This is a genomic window from Clostridium sp. (genome assembly GCF_051656525.1).
GTDB lineage: Bacteria > Bacillota > Clostridia > Clostridiales > Clostridiaceae > Clostridium.
The window spans coordinates 1-20653 of the sequence record NZ_JBOGCC010000115.1 but is presented as its reverse complement, the minus strand read 5'-3'; the positions used below and the strand labels follow the sequence as shown (position 1 = coordinate 20653).

Here is a 20653-nt window from a genome sequence, read left to right as displayed (position 1 = left end):
TAAATTTAATTTTTTCATTTTTTCACCTTTTTAAAAATAGGCTACCTTTTTAGGTAGCCTATTTTCTGCTTATATATTTATGCCATCATCATTTTTATTTTTCTAACCTTTGAGTATCCTATAAATCCTAATATTATCATTGGTACTACAAATGGTGCATACATTAGGAATGCTGCTGCACTTACACAAAATAATATTGCTCCTGTTAGTACAAATCCTGCTTTGTTTATGAATGCTCCTATTAACATAAATATGCTTCCTAGTATTACTAGTATCATATGTGGCATCACTAATGCACTCGCTATTGCACCACCAACCATCTCTGCTCCATCTGTTGAGCTCATTGCACCTCCAAAGTAAGTTATTAAGTAGATACTGTATAATACCCCTAAAATCCCACTTGCTATTGCTGTTTTACTTTTATTATTCATTATTATTCCCCCTAAATTTTTAATTTTTCTTACAAGCTTATTATAGCTTTTTTATTTTTCTTTTTTGTCCACTATTAGCAGACAAATAAAAAAAAGTGAGAAAATTTCTTTTCTCACTGTTGTGGCATACATAACCCTATTACTATAGTTACTATAAGTCCAATTATTATTCTTATAACTAAGCTATATTTTTTCACATTTAAATTTTTAAATATTTTATTTAAATAACTTATATCTCCAAATACTGCTGTTGGAAATACAAATAAATATACTGCAACTACTATATCACCTAAACTTTTTCCAGTTATTCCAAGCCCCATTCCAAATGCAGCAAATGCATAGTATAAGCTTGCAATTATCATCTTTATTGTATTTTTACTTCTATATCCCACAATTCCCTTTTTCTGTTTTTTTTCAAATTTTAATTTTCTTATCCATTTCTCATTTCTATCTATTTCCATACCTTCATAAAATTCAAGTCTATGTGTATCATTTATAGCTTTTTTGAATTCCCCTATATTTTTATATCTTTTTTCTCTATCTATCTCTGTTGCTTTTTTTATTATACTATTAAACTTTCCATCTGCAATTTCTTCATTTGGAAACTTTCCTATCAGTAAATAATTTAATAAAACTCCTAAGCTATATATGTCTGTCCTATTATCGGTTTCTGAAAAGCCAAATTGTTCAGGCGATGCATATCCCCTTGTTCCTAGAAGTCTTGTGTCTTTTTCTTTATCTGATCTAACTATTCTTCCTGCATCAAAATCTATTAATTTTATAATTCCATCATTACTTACCATTATATTTTCTGGTTTTATATCCTTATGAATTATTGGACTATTTAATCTATGCAAATCCTCTAATCCATTACATATACTTTCTATTATATTTAAAATTTCCTCTTCATTTAATTTCTTATTTTCTATAACTACACTTAAATTTTCTCCATTTATAAACTCTTCTATTACAAAAAGTTTTCCATCTATTATGAATATATCCTTTATTTTTGCTCTATTTTTATTTTCGTTTTCTTTTAATTTTTCATATATTTCATAATACTCTGTACCTAATATTTTTTTTACATATACCTTATTATCAATTTCATTTATTACTAAATATATTTTTCCTTTTACTATTTCTTTAATTTCTCTATACATTTGAAGCTTGTACTCTTTTTTATCACTTTCCATTTTTCCCCTCCAATGTTGCTTTTTCTAAAATAAAATTATATCATATATGAGACACTTTTTTTATAAGGAGCACACATTTATGAATAATAAAACTGAAACTTTTGAAAATGAATTAAGTTCTATAAATTCTGATTCAGAATTATCTACTCTTTTATCTAAGCTTGATAAACATGATATTACTTTTGCTGAATTTTTAATTTCAGTTTGTCTACAAAAAAATATAGATAAAAAAATCTTACTTAATGAAGCTGATTTAAGTAGATCCTATTATTATGAAATTATTAATGGCAAGAAGATACCTAATAGAGATACAGTATTAAAGATTGCTTTTGTTCTATCTTTTACTAGAGAAGAAACTGATAAAGCACTTAAACTTACTTTTAATGGTGCCCTTTATCCTAAGAACACACGTGATGCTACAATTATTTTTTGCTTAAACAAAGGATATACTTTACTTCAAACTGATTATATTTTATACGACCATAATCTAAAGACTTTAACTAGAGAGTAAGAAATCCTTGAGGCAAATGCCCCAAGGATTTTTCTATCTATTTTATATCTATGCTTCTTTTTTAATTTTATACGCTTCTTATTTTTTATAATTTACTTTTATGAATGTTATTTGTAATTTTTCTAAATCTTCATTTACTTTTAATTTATATTCATTATTAAATATTTTCCTTTTAGTTTCTCCATCTTCCTCATGTATATCAAAAGTTTCATTTACTTTAACTGTCCATTCTTTCTTTTCATCATTAAAGTTTATATCATCTATAAAGTGTGCTACATATTGTTCTCTTATTCCACTTTCATAAGTGTTTTTTATAAATCTTATTTGTTCATTATATATTTGACTTCCAGGGTATAGATAATTTTTTATAGCTGAAAAGTCATTATAATTAATAGCATCTTCCATTCTTTTTATATACTCTTCCATAACAATTTCTACACTGTTTGTATATTCTAAATGATTAATAACTTTCTCTAGCTCTAATTCTATAAATATTGTTCCAGTTCCTTCAACTGCATATTTAGGACTCATTCTAACCTTTCCATCTTTTTCTACTATACCTTGAATTATATCACCTCTCTTAAGACCTACTAATACTTTAGAATCTTTCAACTTATTTTTTGTATTTTTACCATTTATAATTAAAAGAGCTTCTTCATCATTAGTTTCTAATGTAATCTTATTTATGTCTTCAAACATTTTAACTTGTACATTTTCTTCATTTAATAGTGATAAAATTTTCTCATCTTTTGTATCTATATAATCATTTTTAAGTTTTCCTTCTAATTTATATATAGTTGGCATAAGCATATGTTCTTTTCCATCTACTAGATTTATATCAATAGCTTTTTCTCCTGCTGTAAGTTTATAACTTGCACTAGCTATATTTTCTGGAAGACTTATATATGCTGGGTTTACTCCTATATAGTACTTATCTTTTAATCCTTCTTTCTTTTTAGTTATATAAAAAGAACCATCAGCTGTACTAATTTCTCCTTTTGATTCTTTTAATTTCTTACACTCTTCCTTTAATCTTGTAATAAGAGTATCTTTATCTAATTCAGCTTCTTTTAATCCTTCTATTAGAATCTCCACATTTTCATCATTTATTTCAAGACTAGATTCTGAAACTAATATCTCTTTCAATTTTTCAATTTTTCCATCTTTTAAATATACTTCAAAATTCTCCACTACACTTTCAGGCGAATTTCCTTTAAATAAAACAACTCCACCTACACATACTATTGCTAGTAATGCTATTAATCCTATTATTAATATGTTACTCCTCTTCTTTTTTTCTATCTTTGATTCTTCTTTATTATCCTTTTCCTTATTTAAATCATCTTTCTCTAAGTTAATCTTTATCTCTTCTTTAATTAAATCTATGCTCCCTTCTTCTAATAATTCATTCTTTGTTTCTTCTTCTGTAAAAAGCTTTTTTCCACATCCCTTACAAAATTTTATATTATCCCCTATTTCAGTACCGCAACTTTTACAAAACTTCATTTTGCTCTCCCCTTTTAATAATTCCATTATTATTATATTATTTTCTAAATTTATTAGTACTTAATGTTAACAAACTAATAATTATTATCCAATCATATTGACTATTACCCTACGTTATATTTTATAGTTATAGTATAGAAATTAATAAAAGATAACTATTTGGTTATCATAATTATGAAGGAGGATAAATTTTTATGAGCAAAAAGAGTACAAAAGTCTTATTAGTTATGTTCTTACTTGGAATCTTTATGGGATCCCTTGATACAGCAATTATAAGTCCAGCTCGTGCTATTATGGGTAACACTTTACATATTTCAGCTGATGCTAGTATTTGGATTATAACTTTATACTCACTTATTTATGCAGTTTCAATGCCTATTACAGGGAAACTTGCAGATAGATATGGTCTTAAAGCTATGTTTACTTTCAGTATTTTATTATTTGGAGCAGGTTCACTACTTTGTGGTATATCAAACTTCTTTAATAGCTTCCATTTCTTATTAGTAGCTAGAGCTATTGAAGCAATCGGAGCTGGTGGAGTAATGCCAATTGCAACTGCCTTTGTTGGAAGTAGCTTCCCACCTGAAAAACGTGGTGCAGCACTTGGAATGGTTGGTGGTATCAATGGTATTGCTACATTAATTGGTCCATCTATTGGTTCATTTATATTAGATACTTTTGGTGGTTCACACTGGGATTTATTATTCTTTATAAATGTTCCTATATGTGTAGTTGTTCTTATTGTACTAGTTACTATTAAAACTGAGAAATTTGAATCTGAAAGAAAGAAACTTGATATTGCAGGTAGCGTAGTTTCTGGTTTATTTATAGTTTCATTGATGCTATTTATTACAAACCTTAACTTTACAAATCTTAAGGCAAGCTTCTTATCAGATAAATGTTTCCCATTCTTAATTTTAGCTGTTGTATTATTACCAGTACTTATTTTTGTAGAATCACGTGCAGTAGACCCTGTTATTAACCTTAAGTACTTTAAAAGACGTGAACTTGTATCAGTATTTATAATTGCCTTTTTAGTTGGTGCAGGACTTATGGTTGTTGTATTCTTACCTCAATTCTGTAGTAATGTACTTAAATTAAAACTTGGTTCTGGTGGATACTTTGTAACATTCATGGCGCTATTCTCAGGACTTACAGCACCATTTGGAGGAAAACTTATTGATAAGTTCTCGCCAAAACTTGTATTATTATTTGGATTCGGTTCAACAATAATAGGAACACTTATATTAGCTTTAATCGTTCCTAAAACTTTAAGCATTATCCCACTTGTTATAGGATTAGCATTTATGGGACTTGGAGTTGGATTCACTATGGGTACTCCACTTAACTATGTAGTTCAGTCAGCTGTACCTCAAAAAGAAATTGGTTCTGCCCAATCAACATTATCATTAATAAGATCACTTGGAATTGCATTATCTCCAAACCTTTTAGTTGGATTCATTTCAGCTGCTGGTTCAAATGTTGCAGGTAAACTTATGCATGTACTACCAAGTATTCCTGGAGCTTCTACTTCAAGTATGGCTGCTGGAGTTCATAGTCAAGCTATGTTAAACTCATTCCAAAATGCAAATGTAACTACAATATTTAGTGTTGTTAAAAACTTTGTATCAAACCAATTTAATGCTATGGCACCAAAACTTGCAGAAAACTTACACGGAATGCCAGCTCATATGAAAGCAAATACAATAGCTTCAATGAAAGCAAACTATTTAGCTTCAGTTGATAATCTTCACTTAACAATTGAAAAAGTGTATCAACAAACAATAAACGCTGGATTCTCAAAAATGTTCTTAACATTAACAATCATAGCTGCAATAGCATTTATCATTGCAGTATTATTACCTAAAAAAGATAAATTAATGGGAATGAAAAATTCATAATTAAGAATTAAAAATAAAAAAAAGATTGGCATAGCCAATCTTTTTTTATTTAAAATATTTATCTTGAACAATCTCTTTAAACTTTATTAAATAAAAACAAAAAATTTTAAAATCTCTACTTGATTTCTAACTTCTCTCTAGAAACCTCCTCGATAACCTTCATTTCCAATTCAACACTTCTAAACTCCCCTAGACTTGCTTGCAAGTCCTTAATTCTTCATTCTTAACTTTTCATTCTTCACTAAAAAAGAGTCCTTTCAAGACTCACGTCTCAAAAGAACCCCATCATTCAATTTCAAGCTAAAAACGGATCTTACGATAAAATTTATCTCCGATAAATTTTAAGTTTCCCTAAACCTCTATGCAAAGGTCCCTCTAACTCTTCATTTTTAATTCTTCACGCTTAACTATTTAACCTTTTTTATAGCCGTAACAACCCAAGCAGCTGTTTTCTTATCTGTCCAAAGTGGTAAACTAAATTCCATACATAATGTTGCTTCTTCTATACTACCTTTTTCATAGTATACTATTTCATCATCACATACATCTCTTCCACCATAAAGGATTTCCATTACCATAAAGTTATGTTTTACAGCTTTTTTAAGCCATTTTCTAGCAGCTCCTCTATCTCCAAGAGCTAATGAATATAATACTCTTGCATACTTAAAGAATACTGAATCATCATCTTTAAATCTTTCAAATAGTTCTTTAACATATCCATACTCTTTTACAAGTAATGCTCTAAATATTAAAGAATGTCTAACATTTTTAGTATCTGCTTCATTGAACTCTAAAAGTTCTTTTTCAAGTTCAAAACTTTCTTTATAGTTTCCAAGTGCAAATTCATATGCTGAAAGTGTTGCTTGTACTGATAATAAGAAATCTCCCTCTGCAGATACTCCAATATTACCATTATTTTCTTTGAAGTAATCTTCCCCTAAGCTTTTCTTTAACATATCTAGGCAAATTTTTATTTCTTTTTCCCCTTCTTCTATGTTTTCATTTTCTAATGCTTTGTTAAATATTTCTACTACATTATTTTCTTTAGCTTCAGTTTTTACTTCTGTTTTTTCTTCTTCATTTATTTTCCACTCTATAGAATCTTTTTGTATCCCAAGTGCTTTTCTGATTTCGCGAGACTTTGTCCCTATAGTACCTTCTGATACTGAAAAAAAGTCAGCAAGTTCATCCATATGAATTCCTTTTTTTGATAATGTATCATTTATAAAGAATATACTATGTGCAGTACCTGCTGCCCATGTACCTGTCTTTCCTCTATTTAATGCTAAGTTTTCGCAGTTTGCAATAGCTTCAGTTAGTTTTAAAAACTTTTCATTATACGAATCATCTAAAACCTTAGTTCCAAACTCTAATAACATATCAGTAATTTCTTTTACTCTAGCTTCTAATTCTACGGGTATGTTTAAATCCTTAACCATGTACTCCTCCTAATAGTTTATTTTGTTTAATCTTAAAATTAAACCACATTAAACTATTATACCCTAAAATTCGAAATTTTTCACTATCTAAATTAAAGAGTCAATAATACCTTTTGTTGCAAAAGTTATTATTTTCCACCCATCTTTTTCTTTTTCCATCAAAAATACTATATCTTTTTCTTCATTTTTATATTTTGAACCCTTTTTATAAATATGTTTTATTTTAGCTGTAAATGTTGTATATTTCCTTCCTCCTACATCTACACCTGCTCTTTTCTTTTTTTCAATATATTTACTAGTATATTGAACATATTTATCATTCTTTAACTCTATTATTTCTACTTTCTCTAAGTCATTTGATCCTAGAAAAAGATTTTTCACTTCATTATTCTCCCATCCTTTAATCATCCATCTTTTATAATCATTTTTTTCTTTTTTATTTACTTCTTCTACTAAATTTCTTACTACATTTTCTCCTGCTATCTTATCTGTCCTTTTTAATTCACTATCTGGGAAGATTAAGTTTACAGCTGTAACTAAAATTAATCCCATACAAACAACTATAATTCCAATTAATATCATATTTTTTTTTGTAATATAACTCTTGTTATCCTCTTCCATATCCTCACCTCAAGATATGTATATTTCCTTCTTACTTTTTATATGCTTTAAACTAAAAAAAAGACTTGAATTTTCTTTCATTCAAGTCTTTTTACAATTTACCCTTTTCTTACGTTTTCAGAATTTTCTAAGTAAGTATTCTTATTGTTATAATTTTTTTTATAACTTTTTACTTTCTTATTTTCTAAATCTTCTCCATAAGTCTTTTTTCTTGCCATTTTCTACATCCCTTTCATTTTAAACTATGTTAGCTATCAGTAATAGTTTGTCTTAATTTAAAACTCTTATACTTTGTAATTTTTACCAATGAAGATATTTCTTTGTAATTATGCTAAAATTCATTCTCTCATATTTGTTTTCCTACTCACCTATATTTACTCCCTTTAATGCTTTATAAAATTTTATTCCTTCTTTAGTATCAAACTTTTCTTTTATTGTATCCTCAATAGCTTCTCTTATGAATTTGCTAGAAATTTCTAAAGCTTTTTCTAAGGCTACTTCTTTTATAATTAAACTTGTTAATATAGATGTAAAAAGATCCCCTGTTCCACTAAAAGAGTATGGGTAATATTTTTCGGATACTTTATATATTTTATCCTTCTCTTTATCATATGCCATATTTATAATTTCTCCATTTTTTATTATCCCTGTTAAAACTATTATTTTAGGCCCAAGCTCTCCAAGTTCTCTTAAAATAATCTCTGCCTCTTTAAGGTCTACCTCTTTATCTACTTCTCTATCTGTAAGAATCTTTGCTTCTGTTATATTTGGTGTTATTAAAGATGAAATCTTTATAAGTTCTTTCATTTTTAAACACATTTCTTTAGAGTATGTACTATAAACAACACCATTATCTCCCATTATAGGATCTACTATAATAAAAGCATTCTCATTTTTCAGTAAAAAATCTTTTATTATATCTATTTGTTTTATAGAACCTAAAAATCCTGTATATATGTATTCGAAATATCTCTTTTCCTTTTCCCAAACATCCATATACTCTTTCATATGTGGAGTAAAGTCGAAAAAAGAAAAGTCCTTAAACCCTGTTTGGTTTGAAAGAACTGCCGTAATTATAGGATTTGGCTCTATCTCAAAATATGCAAAGACTGGTATTGATGCTGTAAGAGAGCACTTTCCTATTCCTGAAATATCATTTATTAATGCTATATTATACATTTTAATCCCCCTATGTTTTTTAATTCTAATTTAAATTTTATCATAAAGTTTAGTTTTCTTAAAAAGTATCGGTACATTAATTCCGTAACAAATGATACGGATTTTTTCTTTAAAAAAGGTTATACTATACTTAAAATTAAATTTATTTTGGAGGTATTTTTATGGCTTGTGGATGCGGAAGCACTAATGGTGATGGAAAAAAAGTTTGTGATTTAGTAAGAAGTAAAGGGTTTGAGGCTATGCCTACAAAAGTTGTGCATACAATAGAATGTTCTTGTGGAAAAGAATTTCAAATGGATACTTTAGTTCAAAACTGTCCATACTGTGGTATTACATATGCAGTAACTCCTTGTAGTTCTGATAAAAAAGAAAGCATTACTTCATGTGGTGAAAATTACTAGAAGCTTGTATAAGTTTTTAACTTAAATTAATAACCCAAGTAGTTTAATTCTACTTAGGTTATTTTTACTTTTAAAATATTTCTTTTTTAATTATTTATATATAATTCAAATACTTGTGCAAAGTCACGTACAGTATTATTTTTTATACTATCTATAAGCCATTTGCTTGAGAATTCTGTAATAGCCTTAAAATCTCTAGCTATATCAGAGCTTCCTACTTTATCTCCTGCAAAAACCTCTTCTGCACGTTTTAATGCATCTCTTTCAATATTCATTATAAGATTATTATCTCTTTGAATCATTCCTATTCTTAAAAGGCTCTTATAAAGATCTTTTAATCTCTCTAATTGCTTTTTATCTACATCAATAGAAAATCCTCTATCCCCTATTTGAAATTTTATTTCTACATCTAAATCAATATTTCCTGCTGTTTCTAAGCTTACATTACTTATATGATTTAAGTAGTACTCATATCTATAAAGATTTCTTTTTTTACTAACTGCATTATCGCCATCCACATGAATTAAAGCTCTATTTGTAAAACAGTATTCATCTGATTTTGATTTTATAAGAAAAAATATTTTTTCTCCATCTTCATGTAAAATATAATCATCTGATTCTACCTTATTAAAATCACCAGGTTCTATTACCTTTCCTATATCTGATAACCCTAATGCATCTGCTGCAATTTTCCCAAACATATTATTATCCCCCTATATTTTCCTTTTTATTTTATTCTACTATAAAACCATTCATATAATAAATATTAAATTTATCTTTTTTAGAAAATAATATTTTTTCCGCAAGTATTGGCTTTAATTCTCTATTTACAACTTTAACTATATCACGTCCACCAAATTCTTTTATTTTAGCCTTTTCTAAAATCCCTTCAATTAAGCTATCATAGCACATAACTACTTCTATATTTTTTTCTTTAATTTTATTTTCTAGCTTAATTAATTCTTTTTTAGCTATAAGACTTCCAACCTTTTCATCAATAGGATTAAATTTTATTACTTCATCTAATCTATTTCTAAATTCAGGTGAAAATACTTTTTTAACCTCTTCAAAAACAGAATCACTTTTTACTTCTCTTTCTAAAAAACCTACTAAAGGCTTTCCTATATTTCTAGCTCCTGCATTTGATGTCATTATTATAATTACATTTCTAAAGCTTACACGTCTCCCCTTATTATCTGAAAGACTTCCATAATCCATAACTTGAAGAAGTGTATCAAATACATCTCCATGAGCCTTTTCTATTTCATCTAAAAGAAGAACTGCATTTGGATTTTTATATATTGCATCTGTTAAAAGTCCACCATCTTCATATCCTACATATCCTGGTGGTGTTCCTATAAGTTTTGCTGCTGAATGCTTTTCTCCATATTCACTCATATCAAATCGTAAAAGTTTTAAGTTCATTTCATCACTTAGAACCTTTGCAATTTCAGTTTTACCTACTCCTGTTTGACCCACAAAAAGAAGTGATGCAACTGGTTTATCTTCATCCTTAAGTCCTGCCTTTGAAAGATTTATAGCCATGCAAAGTTTATTTATGGCTTCTTCTTGACCAAATATTTTACTTTCTAATGCATTTTTAAGTCCTTTTATTCTATCAAACTCATCTTTTTCAACTACTTCTTTAGGAATACTTACAATTTTAGATATAGTTTCTTCAATTTCTCTTTTTCCTATAACACTCTCTTCTTCTCTCATAGCACTTAAAGCACCAGCTTCATCTATAATATCAATAGCTTTATCAGGAAGGTATCTATCATTTATAAACTTATTTGTAAGTTTTACAGCTTCTACTAATGCTTCTTCTGTATATGATACATTATGATATTCTTCGAATTTTGTTTTTAAACCTTTTAATATTTCTATAGCTTCTTTTTCTGTAGCTTCTTTTATTTCAATAGTTTGAAATCTTCTTTGAAGAGCCTTATCTTTTTCAAAATATTTTTTATATTCATCAAAAGTAGTTGAACCTATAAACCTTATATTTCCGTCTTGAAGATATGGTTTAAATATACTTGAAGCATCTAAATTACTTCCTCCAAGTGCTCCAGCTCCTATTATATTATGAATTTCATCAATATAAACTATTGGACTTTCATGCTTTTCAATATCTTTTAAAACTGATTTTATTCTTTCTTCAAAATCTCCTCTATACTTAGCACCTGCAAGCATTCCTCCCATATCTAATGAGAATATTTTAGAATTTTTAAACCTTGTAGGTACATTTCCTTCTGCAATTAAATTTGCAAGTCCTCTAACTATAGAAGTTTTTCCAACACCTGCTTCTCCTATGTGGATAGGATTATTTTTATTTCTTCTAAGTAATACTTGTATAGTTCTATCTATTTCCTTTTCTCTCCCTATTACAGGATCTAACATTTTATTTTTTGCTTTTTCTACAAGCTCTTCAGAGTACTTATCTATATTTCTTTTTTTCTCTTTTATACTAACCCCATCTTCTTCCTCTTCAAACTCTTCACTTTCTACATGGAACTCCTCTAAGTCTTCACTTTCTTCTATTCTATTTAATAAATAAAGAAGAATCTCTCTCTTTTTTATATTATTGCTTTCTAAAATATAAAGAGAAAATGATTCTTTAAGCTCGTAAAAAGCTCCTATCATATGCTCAAGCTTTAATACATTATTTCCACTACTTTCTGTCATCACTCCAGCATAAGATAATAGTTTAGTAAACATATAACTTTCAGCAGCTACACTTTCCCCGTCTACTGCTTCATTGTTCTCTTCTATATAATCTAAAAGTTCTTTTCTAACTTCTTCTATGTCAATATTTTTTTCCTTTATAAAGTCTTCTAAAACATCACTTTCTAAAATTTTTAGTAATAACATCTCAGGAGTTATATACTCATATTTTTTATTTTTAGCTTCTAAAAATATCTCTAAAATCATCTCATTTAATATTTTATCTAATCTCATAATTTAAACCTCTTCTACTGTCATTTTAAAAGGATAGTCATATTCTTTCGCAAGTCTTAATGCAGTATTAACCTTTGTCATAGCTATATCATAACTATATGTTCCTGCAACTCCCATTCCTTTATTATGAACATCTAACATTATTTTATTTGCTTCTAAATCATTTTTCTTAAATATATCTCTTAAAATAAAAACAACAAACTCCATAGTAGTAAAATCATCATTATACATGATAGCATTATACTTCTTAGGTTTTTTAAACTTAACTTTTTCTATTGTTTTTAAGCTTTCTTCCATTTTTCTTTTCCTCCATAGCCCTATCTAAAGTAAATTTCTTTAATATAATTATACTATACTTTTTATTTAATCTCTTTTTTTATTTTTAAAATAAAAATAAACACCTGTTAAAATTAATGATATATATGCTATTACATAACATTTATTTAATGCACCATCTACTGAATGAATAGTTTTACTTAAAAAGTATCCTCCTATAATTAATGATGTATTCCATATAGTAATTCCTAAAAAAGAGTACCCTAAAAAATCTATATACTTCATTTTTTGAAGCCCAGCCCAAACTGATATAAAGTTTCTTGTCATAGGAAGTATTCTGCATACTACCAATGAATAATTTCCACATTTTTTATTCCAAAACTCAAATTCCTTTATTAAACTTTTTATACCTATATATTTTTTATTTGATAAATTATATATTTTATCTTTTCCAAAATATCCAAAGTAATATGCTATACTTGAACCCAAAAGTCCTGCTAAAATAGTTATAATTATAACTTCTATATATGAGAATACTTTTATATATATAAGTACTCCTATAAAAGGAAGTATAAGTTCACTTGATATAGGAAAAGATGTATATTCAATTGTAATTATTATAAAAATTCCAATAAGTCCAAAATTACTAAAAAATAGAATTAATATATTTAATATTTCTTCAAACATTTTCTCCCTCCACATGTATCACTTCCTTATTATAGTTATTCTTTTTTTCTCTCTATATTTCTATTTTTTCAAAATTAATACTATTTTTTATTTAAAGTTTTTATATTTTTTAAAATTATTAAAGGGAATTCTCCACCTTTCTAGAATATTATTTAGTAAGATGATAAACTTATGAGAATAATAAAGATAACATAAAGGAGGCACTACTTAATGGAAATTTCACGCTTAAAAGAAATAGCTAATTTAAATAATCTTATTGAAAAAACAACACTTAAAGAATTAGACCATAATGAAAATTCAACTGATTTTTTAATCTCTAATTCAATAGAAAATTTAGGCTTTGATGTAAAGAAAAAATTTTATTCTGAAGATATTTTAATTCATTTTGTTTATTTAGATATATTAAAAAACCATATTTATGGAAAAGAGAAAAACTACTCTAATTTCCAAGTAATTTTAGAACATATAAAAAAAGTAGAGCATATTTTAAATAATTTAGATTCTAAATCAAATGTTGGCCTTACAAGTTTTAGACACTGGCTAGGCATTTCTGATAATTTTCATACTACTTTAATATCACAGTAAAAAAAGCTACATCAAAGATTAATTTTAACCTTTAGATGTAGCTTTTTTAAAGTTTTAAACTTCTTCGCCATTTAAAACTTTATTTAATTTCTCTAAATTAACATTTTCTTTAAATATATTATAAAATTCAGTAAATCTTCTCTCTTTATAATCCTTAAATGATTCCTCTTCTAAATTTTTATTACTTGTTACAACACCATGCTTTTCTTTTAATATTTTTAATAAGCCTTTTCTAAATTCCTTACTTTCAAAAATACCATGCATAAATGTTCCAAAAACATTTCCTTCTTTATTAGAAAGTCCAATAACATTATTCATCTTATCTATCATAAAAGCTTCCGCTCCTTCAAGCATATCACTATCACCTTCAATAGATTCATATCCATAAAGCTTTATTCCTGATAAAGATTTTAAACTATTTGTCATATTACAAACATTTCCCTTTGCTATTGTAGTCTTATTTACAAAATCATATGTTGTTTTAAGTGGAATTAAACCTAAACCTTTTTCTTTAGCTCCTTTATTCTCAATACTATAAAGGTCTTCAATTTCCTCACCTAATATTTGGAACCCTCCACAGATTCCCATTACAGTCTTTCCATTTTCAGCCCCTTCTATAATCTTCTTATCTAATCCAGTTTTCTTTAAAAATTCTAAATCTTTTAAAGTATTTTTGCTTCCTGGTAATACAATAAAATCAACATCATCAATATGGTCAGGTTTTTCAATTAATGTCATCTTAACTTCTCTCTCATCTTCAAAAGGATAAAAATCTGATACATGTGAAAGACCTGGTGTTTTAATAACTCCAATTATTAAATCTCCCTTTTTATCAAATCTATAATTTTTTCCATAATCATCAGCACTTAAAATATCTGTATTTATATTTGGCATAACTCCTAAAAATGGAACCTTTAATCTCTTCTCAAGTTTTGAAATCCCTTTATTTAGATATTCCATATCTCCATCATAATTATTTATAATAATTCCTTTAATTCTCTTTCTATCTTCTTTAGTAATTAAAGAAAGTGTTCCATATATGTTGGCAAAAGTATTATTATCTTCAAAATCTGTAACTAAAATTATATCTGATTGAACCTTTTTAGCAAAATTAAAGTTTAAAAACTCTTCTTCACGCTCAACATATTCTAAGCACTCACCAAAGCCTTCTATTAACGTAAATCCTTCTTCTTTTATCTCTTCAAATCCATTATCCATGAATTCTACAAAATCTTCTCTTAATCTTTTAAAATCAAACTCTTCAGCTTTAGCATAGCTTTTCCCATTAACATAAACTTTAGCTTTTCCATTTACTTTATTTATAAGAATTGGATTGCTAAAAACATTCTTTTCATAATCTAAAGCATCCATTTTCAAGCTTTCATTATATCCAATCTTTAAATTATCTCCTATAGTAATTACTTTATTATCTATATCAAAAGTCTTAAAAGGAATAACCTTTATACTCTTCTCCTTTAAAAATTTACCTATACAAATGCTAATTAAGCTTTTTCCAACCTTCTCTTTTGTTCCTATAATCATTATCTTATCTTTCAAATCTATCATCTCCAAAATTTCATCTTCTATTTCAATCTTTATCTTTATGTTTTTTTACTCTATCTTTCATTTTATCATCTATTTTATTTATATTGAAGATTTATTTCTTAAAATTTTTCTTCTATTTCTCTTCTTTTATAAATTCCCCTAATTTTTAGATAAAAAAAGTATGGCAAAACCTTACCATACTTTCTAAAACCTTAATCTTTACACATTTATTTCACTTTTAATATCTACAGCTTCTTTATATTTATTAATTATTGGATTTACATACTCATCAATAAATTCAACAACTTGGCTTGATGCTCTTCCTGTAAAAAGATTTGGATCTATTATATCTAAGATCTCTTGCTCACTTAAGTTAAATGACTTATCATTTATAATTCGCTTAATTAAATCATTATCTAAGCCTTCGCCCTTAACTCTTTTTGCAGCTTCCATAGAATGAACTCTAATTTTTTCATGAAGTTCTTGTCTATCTCCACCTCTTTTAACACTTTCCATCATAATATTTTCTGTTGCCATAAATGGTAATTCATTATTTACATGTGCCCTTATTACCTTTTCATAAACAACCATATTTTCTGAAATATTAATATAAAGATTTAATACTCCGTCTAAAGCTAAAAATCCTTCTGCCACGGATATTCTTTTATTAGCTGAATCATCTAATGTTCTTTCAAACCATTGAGTTGAAGCAGTTATAGCTGGATTTAAAGCATCTACTATAACATATCTAGCTAATGCTCCCATTCTTTCACTTCTCATAGGATTTCTCTTATACGCCATTGCTGATGATCCTATTTGATGTGCTTCAAACGGCTCTTCCATCTCTTTCATACTTTGAAGTAATCTTAAGTCATTGCTAAACTTATAACAGCTTTGTGCAACTTCTGATAGAGTATTTAAAACTATTGAATCAAGCTTTCTTGGATAAGTTTGACCTGTTACTCCATAGCTTTTAGAGAATCCCATCTTTTTAGCTACTATTTTATCTAATTCTTTAACTTTTTCTTCATCGCCATCAAAAAGAGTCATAAAACTTGCTTGAGTTCCTGTAGTTCCTTTAACTCCTCTTAACTTTAAAGTACTTAGTAAAAATTCAATATTTTCTATATCCATTACTAAATCTTGCATCCATAATGTAGCTCTCTTACCAACAGTAGTTAATTGTGCTGGTTGGAAATGAGTAAATCCAAGTGTTGGCATATCCTTATATTCCATAGCAAACTTACTTAATCTATCTAAAACAGTTACAATTTTATCACGTACAAGCTCTAAACCATCTCTTAAGATAATTACATCAGTATTATCTCCTACATAACAACTAGTAGCTCCTAAGTGAATTATTCCTTTAGCACTAGGACATTGTAATCCATATGCATATACATGACTCATAACATCATGTCTAACTTCTTTTTCCTTAGCAATTGCTTCATCATAATTTATATTATCTATATTCGCTCTTAATTCATCTAACTGCTCTTCAGTTATATTTAAACCAAGCTCTTTTTCTCCTTCAGCCAAAGCCACCCATAGCTTTCTCCATGTTGAAAACTTCATGTCATCAGAAAAAATATAGCTCATTTCCTTAGACGCATATCTACTATTAAGTGGTGTATTATAAATATTTCTCATATTATACCTCCATACGAATATATTTTTATTTTTTAATCTTTTCATTCGTATTATATCACATTTTTTCAGAATTTGATAATTTTTCTTTTAAAATTCAACTTTAAACCATCTTTTAATTCAATAAGCTACACCTTTTATTATTCCAACAATATACAACTTTATATACATACCTCTAATTTTTAAATAAATTTTCACTTATCTTTTCCTTTTATAAACTTACCAATAGATTTCTTACTCAATCCACCTTGATTATTCCTTCATTAAACTCATCGCCCCATTTTGAACGTAATTTCCAAGTTTCTAATAAAACCTTGCTTATGTTAACTCCTGTATTTCATAATTAATTCTCCTTTTTACTCTTTAAATAATCTTCTTATATTTTTACATTTATTCTTATTCTATACAACTAGTTACTATAGAGTATCCTAGTAAAATAAAGGTAACTTTTAAGTAATTAGGAATAAAATAAAAAAGGCCTCCACAAGGAAGGTCTTTTAAAGTTAATTAATCTTCTAGATTAGCGATTAATGTTGATATTTCTTCAACAGCTGCAGCTTCGTCATCTCCTGAAGCTATAACAGTTACAGTTGAATTAGCTGTTACTGCTAATGATAAAACTCCTATTAAGCTTTTAACATTAGCTTTTTTTCCATTGAATTCAATGCTTACATCTGATTTGAATGATGAAGCTTTTTTAACTAATAAAGTTGCTGGTCTAGCGTGTAAACCAGTAGCATTTTTTACTAAAACCTCTTTAGATACCATGCGAAATACACCTCTTTACTTAATATTGTGTTAATTATTATTAACTTTCTTCATTATAAACGTTTTTATTTATAATTTCAACTATTCACAGTATATTTATTACATTATAAACCTATAATTTCCTTTAGATTTCTGTCGCATATTTTCCTATAGATTATTTTAACAAATTTTTAGCTATACATCTTAATTTAATTAAATTTATCTTGTTTGAACTATTAATTTTATAGCAGTTCTCTCTTCACCATCAATTTCTATGTCTGTAAATGCAGGTATACATATTATATCTTTACCTGTTGGTGCTACAAATCCTCTTGCAATTGCAATTGCTTTTATTGCTTGATTTATTGCTCCAGCACCTACAGCTTGTATTTCTACCGAGTTTTTCTCCTTTATTATCGCAGCTAAAGCTCCTGCTACTGAATTTGGACTTGATTTAGTTGATACTTTTAGTACTTCCATTTTTATTTTCCTCCCTAGTTTTTACAAATCGTTTACAAGTAATACCAATATTATGGTACATTAATATATATTCTACATTTATTTCAAATCCCCTTTATTTTTCTGTCGAAAAAAGAAAATTTTATTCTTTTTTCCTTATTTTATATATTTAAATTTAAATTTTACAATTAAATTTAGGTTTTTTTATTTATCTATGAAATTTTTTACAGTAAAATTTAAAAGAGGTTATATCGAATAATAATTCGATATAACCTCTTTTCTTATTTTGCAAAATCAATGGCTCTAGTTTCTCTAATTACACTGATTTTTATTTGTCCTGGATATTCTAGTTGTTCTTCTACACTTTTAACTATATTACGTGATAGTTCTATAGCTCCTGCATCGTCAACTTGATCTGGTTTAACCATAATTCTAATCTCTCTACCAGCTTGAATGGCATATGACTTTTCTACACCTTCGTACGAATTAGCAATTTCTTCTAATTTTTCTAATCTTTTAATATATGCCTCTAATGTTTCTCTTCTTGCTCCTGGTCTAGCTGCTGATATTGCATCTGCTGCTTGAACTAAGACTGATTCTAAAAACTCCATTTCAACATCTCCATGATGAGCAGATATAGCATTTACTACCGCTTTAGATTCACCGTATTTCTTAGCAAGATCTCCACCTATTACTGCATGTGGTCCTTCTTGATCTTGATCTACGACTTTACCTATATCGTGTAATAACCCTGCTCTTCTAGCTAGAGTAACATCTAAACCTAATTCTGAAGCCATTAATCCAGCTAAATATGAAACTTCTATAGAATGTTTTAATACATTTTGCCCATAACTAGTTCTATATTTTAATCTTCCAATTAGTTTTATAAGCTCTGGATGAAGACCATGAACAGCAGTTTCTAAAGTTGCTTGTTCTCCTTCTTCCTTAATATTATTTTCTATTTCTTTTTGAGCTTTTATTACCATCTCTTCGATTCTTGCTGGATGTATTCTACCATCCACTATTAACTTTTCAAGTGCCATTCTAGCAACCTCTCTCCTAATTGGATCAAAGCTTGATAAAATAACTGCTTCTGGAGTATCATCTATAATTAAATCTACTCCTGTTAAAGTTTCTAAAGTTCTAATGTTTCTTCCTTCTCTACCTATTATTCTACCCTTCATTTCGTCGTTTGGTAGTGCAACAACATGAACTGTTGTTTCTGAAACATGATCGGCAGCGCATCTTTGAATAGCAGTTGTAACTATTTCACGGGCTTTTTTATCAGCCTCTTCTTTAGCTCTGCTTTCAATATCTTTTATCATTATAGCTGCATCGTGTGATATTTCCTTCTTAATTTCATCTAAAAGAATTTCTTTTGCTTCTTCCCCTGAAAGATTTGATATTCTTTCAAGTTCTTCTCTTCTTTTAGAATGAAGATTTTCTGCATCTTCTTCCATTTTTTGAACGTCTATCACTCGTCTATTAAGTACTTCTTCTCTTTTCTCTAAAAGATCACTCTTTTTGTCAAGAGATTCTTCTCTTTGAATTACTCTTCTTTCAAGTCTTTGAACTTCACTTCTTCTCTCACGAGAATCCTTTTCTAGTTCATTCCTTAATTTATGAACCTCTTCTTTAGCTTCTAAGATTGCTTCTTTCTTTGTAGATTCAGCTTCTTTTTTTGCATTTTCTAAAAGCATCTCTGCTTCCTTCTCTAGAGTTTCAATTTTATTTTTTGATTTTATTTGAATTGTTTTGTATACTACTACTCCTAAGATTAATAGTATTACTATATATCCAATAATACCTGCAATCTGCAAAATAACACCTCCTAAGCCTATTCATTACTAGCATAGTCAGTGTCATACTTCATTCATGGTTATTCTTGAATATGATAAACCAGTATTTGTTATTATTGTATATTAAAATTAAAATTATGTCAAGTTAAGTGATTTAAAGAAAAATTGCAGTACTTTTCTTCATTTTTCTTCATTTTACGCTCTTTTTCTATCTCTATTTTTTTCTTATGTAAATAATATCATTTGAAAATTCTTTTCATCCTTCTTAAAAAAAGCATATTCAATAAAAATGAATATGCTTTTAATTTAAAGTTTATTTTTCTATTTTCTTATCAGTAGCCTTTTCTTCTACTTCTGACTTTACTCCCATTAATGGAAGATTATATTTTTCTCTAATTTTATTTTCTATTTCTAATGCCACTTCTGGATTTTCTTTTAAATACCCTTTAGCATTTTCTCTTCCTTGACCTAATCTTATATCTCCATACGAGAACCAAGCTCCACTTTTTTGTACAATTTCTTCTTTAACTCCAACGTCTACAATATTTCCTTCTTTTGAAATACCTTCATTGTACATTATATCAAATTCCGCTTGTCTAAATGGTGGTGCAACTTTGTTTTTAATAACCTTAACTCTTGTTCTGTTACCTACCATATTTTCACCTTGCTTTATTGAATCAATTCTTCTAACATCCATTCTTACTGATGCATAGAATTTTAATGCTCTTCCTCCAGGTGTTACTTCAGGACTTCCAAACATAACTCCAA

19 protein-coding genes and 1 pseudogene are annotated in these 20653 nt (G+C 27.6%); 4 read left to right on the top strand and 16 right to left on the bottom strand.

The features are described 5' to 3' along the window. Nucleotides 1-77: 77 nt before the first annotated feature. Complete coding sequence (locus tag ACRDDY_RS05130; RefSeq protein WP_438563898.1) at nucleotides 78-431, bottom strand: hypothetical protein; 354 nt, start codon at nucleotides 429-431, stop codon at nucleotides 78-80. Between the two features lie 113 nt (nucleotides 432-544). Further along, a complete protein-coding gene (locus ACRDDY_RS05125; RefSeq protein WP_438563897.1) occupies nucleotides 545-1624 on the bottom strand; it encodes a serine/threonine-protein kinase in 1080 nt (359 codons plus the stop codon). 79 nt (nucleotides 1625-1703) lie between these two features. On the opposite strand from ACRDDY_RS05125, the gene ACRDDY_RS05120 reads away from it, so the two are divergent. Further along, nucleotides 1704-2135, top strand: a complete 432-nt coding sequence (locus ACRDDY_RS05120) for a hypothetical protein (RefSeq protein ID WP_438563896.1) — start codon at nucleotides 1704-1706, stop codon at nucleotides 2133-2135. A gap of 78 nt (nucleotides 2136-2213) precedes the next feature. Here ACRDDY_RS05120 and ACRDDY_RS05115 read toward each other — a convergent pair whose 3' ends face one another. Beyond that, nucleotides 2214-3641 (bottom strand): TcaA NTF2-like domain-containing protein, encoded by a 1428-nt coding sequence (locus ACRDDY_RS05115; protein ID WP_438563895.1) that lies wholly within the window; start codon nucleotides 3639-3641, stop codon nucleotides 2214-2216. A 194-nt stretch (nucleotides 3642-3835) separates the two neighbouring features. On the opposite strand from ACRDDY_RS05115, the gene ACRDDY_RS05110 reads away from it, so the two are divergent. Continuing rightward, a complete protein-coding gene (locus tag ACRDDY_RS05110) occupies nucleotides 3836-5542 on the top strand; it encodes an MFS transporter (RefSeq protein WP_438563894.1) in 1707 nt (568 codons plus the stop codon). Nucleotides 5543-5949: 407 nt separating this feature from the next. Here the strand turns inward: ACRDDY_RS05110 and ACRDDY_RS05105 are convergent, their stop codons facing one another. From ACRDDY_RS05105 to ACRDDY_RS05095, 3 genes are all read right to left on the bottom strand, one after another. Next, nucleotides 5950-6981 (bottom strand): DUF6398 domain-containing protein, encoded by a 1032-nt coding sequence (locus tag ACRDDY_RS05105; protein ID WP_438563893.1) that lies wholly within the window; start codon nucleotides 6979-6981, stop codon nucleotides 5950-5952. An 87-nt stretch (nucleotides 6982-7068) separates the two neighbouring features. After that, a complete protein-coding gene (locus ACRDDY_RS05100) occupies nucleotides 7069-7602 on the bottom strand; it encodes a hypothetical protein (RefSeq protein WP_438563892.1) in 534 nt (177 codons plus the stop codon). Between the two features lie 360 nt (nucleotides 7603-7962). Continuing rightward, nucleotides 7963-8781, bottom strand: a complete 819-nt coding sequence (locus tag ACRDDY_RS05095; protein ID WP_438563891.1) for a pyridoxamine kinase — start codon at nucleotides 8779-8781, stop codon at nucleotides 7963-7965. A gap of 161 nt (nucleotides 8782-8942) precedes the next feature. Here ACRDDY_RS05095 and ACRDDY_RS05090 point away from each other — a divergent pair, with 161 nt between their 5' ends. Beyond that, nucleotides 8943-9182: a hypothetical protein gene (locus ACRDDY_RS05090; RefSeq protein WP_438563890.1), complete on the top strand. Its 240-nt coding sequence runs from the start codon at nucleotides 8943-8945 to the stop codon at nucleotides 9180-9182. An 86-nt stretch (nucleotides 9183-9268) separates the two neighbouring features. Here the strand turns inward: ACRDDY_RS05090 and ACRDDY_RS05085 are convergent, their stop codons facing one another. From ACRDDY_RS05085 to ACRDDY_RS05070, 4 genes are all read right to left on the bottom strand, one after another. Then, the gene (locus ACRDDY_RS05085) at nucleotides 9269-9883 is read right to left on the bottom strand and encodes a PH domain-containing protein (protein ID WP_438563889.1); all 615 of its coding nucleotides are present in this window, start codon (nucleotides 9881-9883) and stop codon (nucleotides 9269-9271) included. A 31-nt stretch (nucleotides 9884-9914) separates the two neighbouring features. Then, nucleotides 9915-12140 (bottom strand): AAA family ATPase, encoded by a 2226-nt coding sequence (locus tag ACRDDY_RS05080; protein ID WP_438563888.1) that lies wholly within the window; start codon nucleotides 12138-12140, stop codon nucleotides 9915-9917. A gap of 3 nt (nucleotides 12141-12143) precedes the next feature. Continuing rightward, on the bottom strand, nucleotides 12144-12437 hold the full coding sequence (locus tag ACRDDY_RS05075) for an ATP-dependent Clp protease adaptor ClpS (protein ID WP_438563887.1): 294 nt from the start codon (nucleotides 12435-12437) through the stop codon (nucleotides 12144-12146). A 66-nt stretch (nucleotides 12438-12503) separates the two neighbouring features. Further along, complete coding sequence (locus ACRDDY_RS05070) at nucleotides 12504-13103, bottom strand: DedA family protein (RefSeq protein WP_438563886.1); 600 nt, start codon at nucleotides 13101-13103, stop codon at nucleotides 12504-12506. A 210-nt stretch (nucleotides 13104-13313) separates the two neighbouring features. Between ACRDDY_RS05070 and ACRDDY_RS05065 the strand changes: the two genes are divergently transcribed. Beyond that, entirely contained in the window at nucleotides 13314-13688 is a 375-nt protein-coding gene (locus ACRDDY_RS05065; RefSeq protein ID WP_438563885.1) for a hypothetical protein, read from the top strand. Nucleotides 13689-13742: 54 nt separating this feature from the next. On the opposite strand, the gene ACRDDY_RS05060 is transcribed toward ACRDDY_RS05065, so the two are convergent. The 6 genes and pseudogenes from ACRDDY_RS05060 to ACRDDY_RS05035 all read right to left on the bottom strand — a co-directional run. Beyond that, on the bottom strand, nucleotides 13743-15245 hold the full coding sequence (locus ACRDDY_RS05060; protein ID WP_438563884.1) for a cobyric acid synthase: 1503 nt from the start codon (nucleotides 15243-15245) through the stop codon (nucleotides 13743-13745). 207 nt (nucleotides 15246-15452) lie between these two features. Beyond that, nucleotides 15453-16883 carry an adenylosuccinate lyase gene (purB, locus tag ACRDDY_RS05055; RefSeq protein ID WP_438563883.1) on the bottom strand — a complete coding sequence of 477 codons (1431 nt, stop codon included), beginning with the start codon at nucleotides 16881-16883 and terminating at the stop codon, nucleotides 15453-15455. Between the two features lie 504 nt (nucleotides 16884-17387). Beyond that, nucleotides 17388-17648, bottom strand: a complete 261-nt coding sequence (locus ACRDDY_RS05050) for an HPr family phosphocarrier protein (protein ID WP_438563882.1) — start codon at nucleotides 17646-17648, stop codon at nucleotides 17388-17390. A gap of 198 nt (nucleotides 17649-17846) precedes the next feature. Then, the gene (locus tag ACRDDY_RS05045) at nucleotides 17847-18107 is read right to left on the bottom strand and encodes a stage V sporulation protein S (RefSeq protein WP_438563881.1); all 261 of its coding nucleotides are present in this window, start codon (nucleotides 18105-18107) and stop codon (nucleotides 17847-17849) included. A gap of 260 nt (nucleotides 18108-18367) precedes the next feature. Beyond that, nucleotides 18368-19906: a ribonuclease Y gene (gene rny / locus ACRDDY_RS05040; RefSeq protein WP_438563880.1), complete on the bottom strand. Its 1539-nt coding sequence runs from the start codon at nucleotides 19904-19906 to the stop codon at nucleotides 18368-18370. Between the two features lie 292 nt (nucleotides 19907-20198). Continuing rightward, nucleotides 20199-20653: pseudogene (locus tag ACRDDY_RS05035) on the bottom strand (recombinase RecA); the annotation flags it as partial.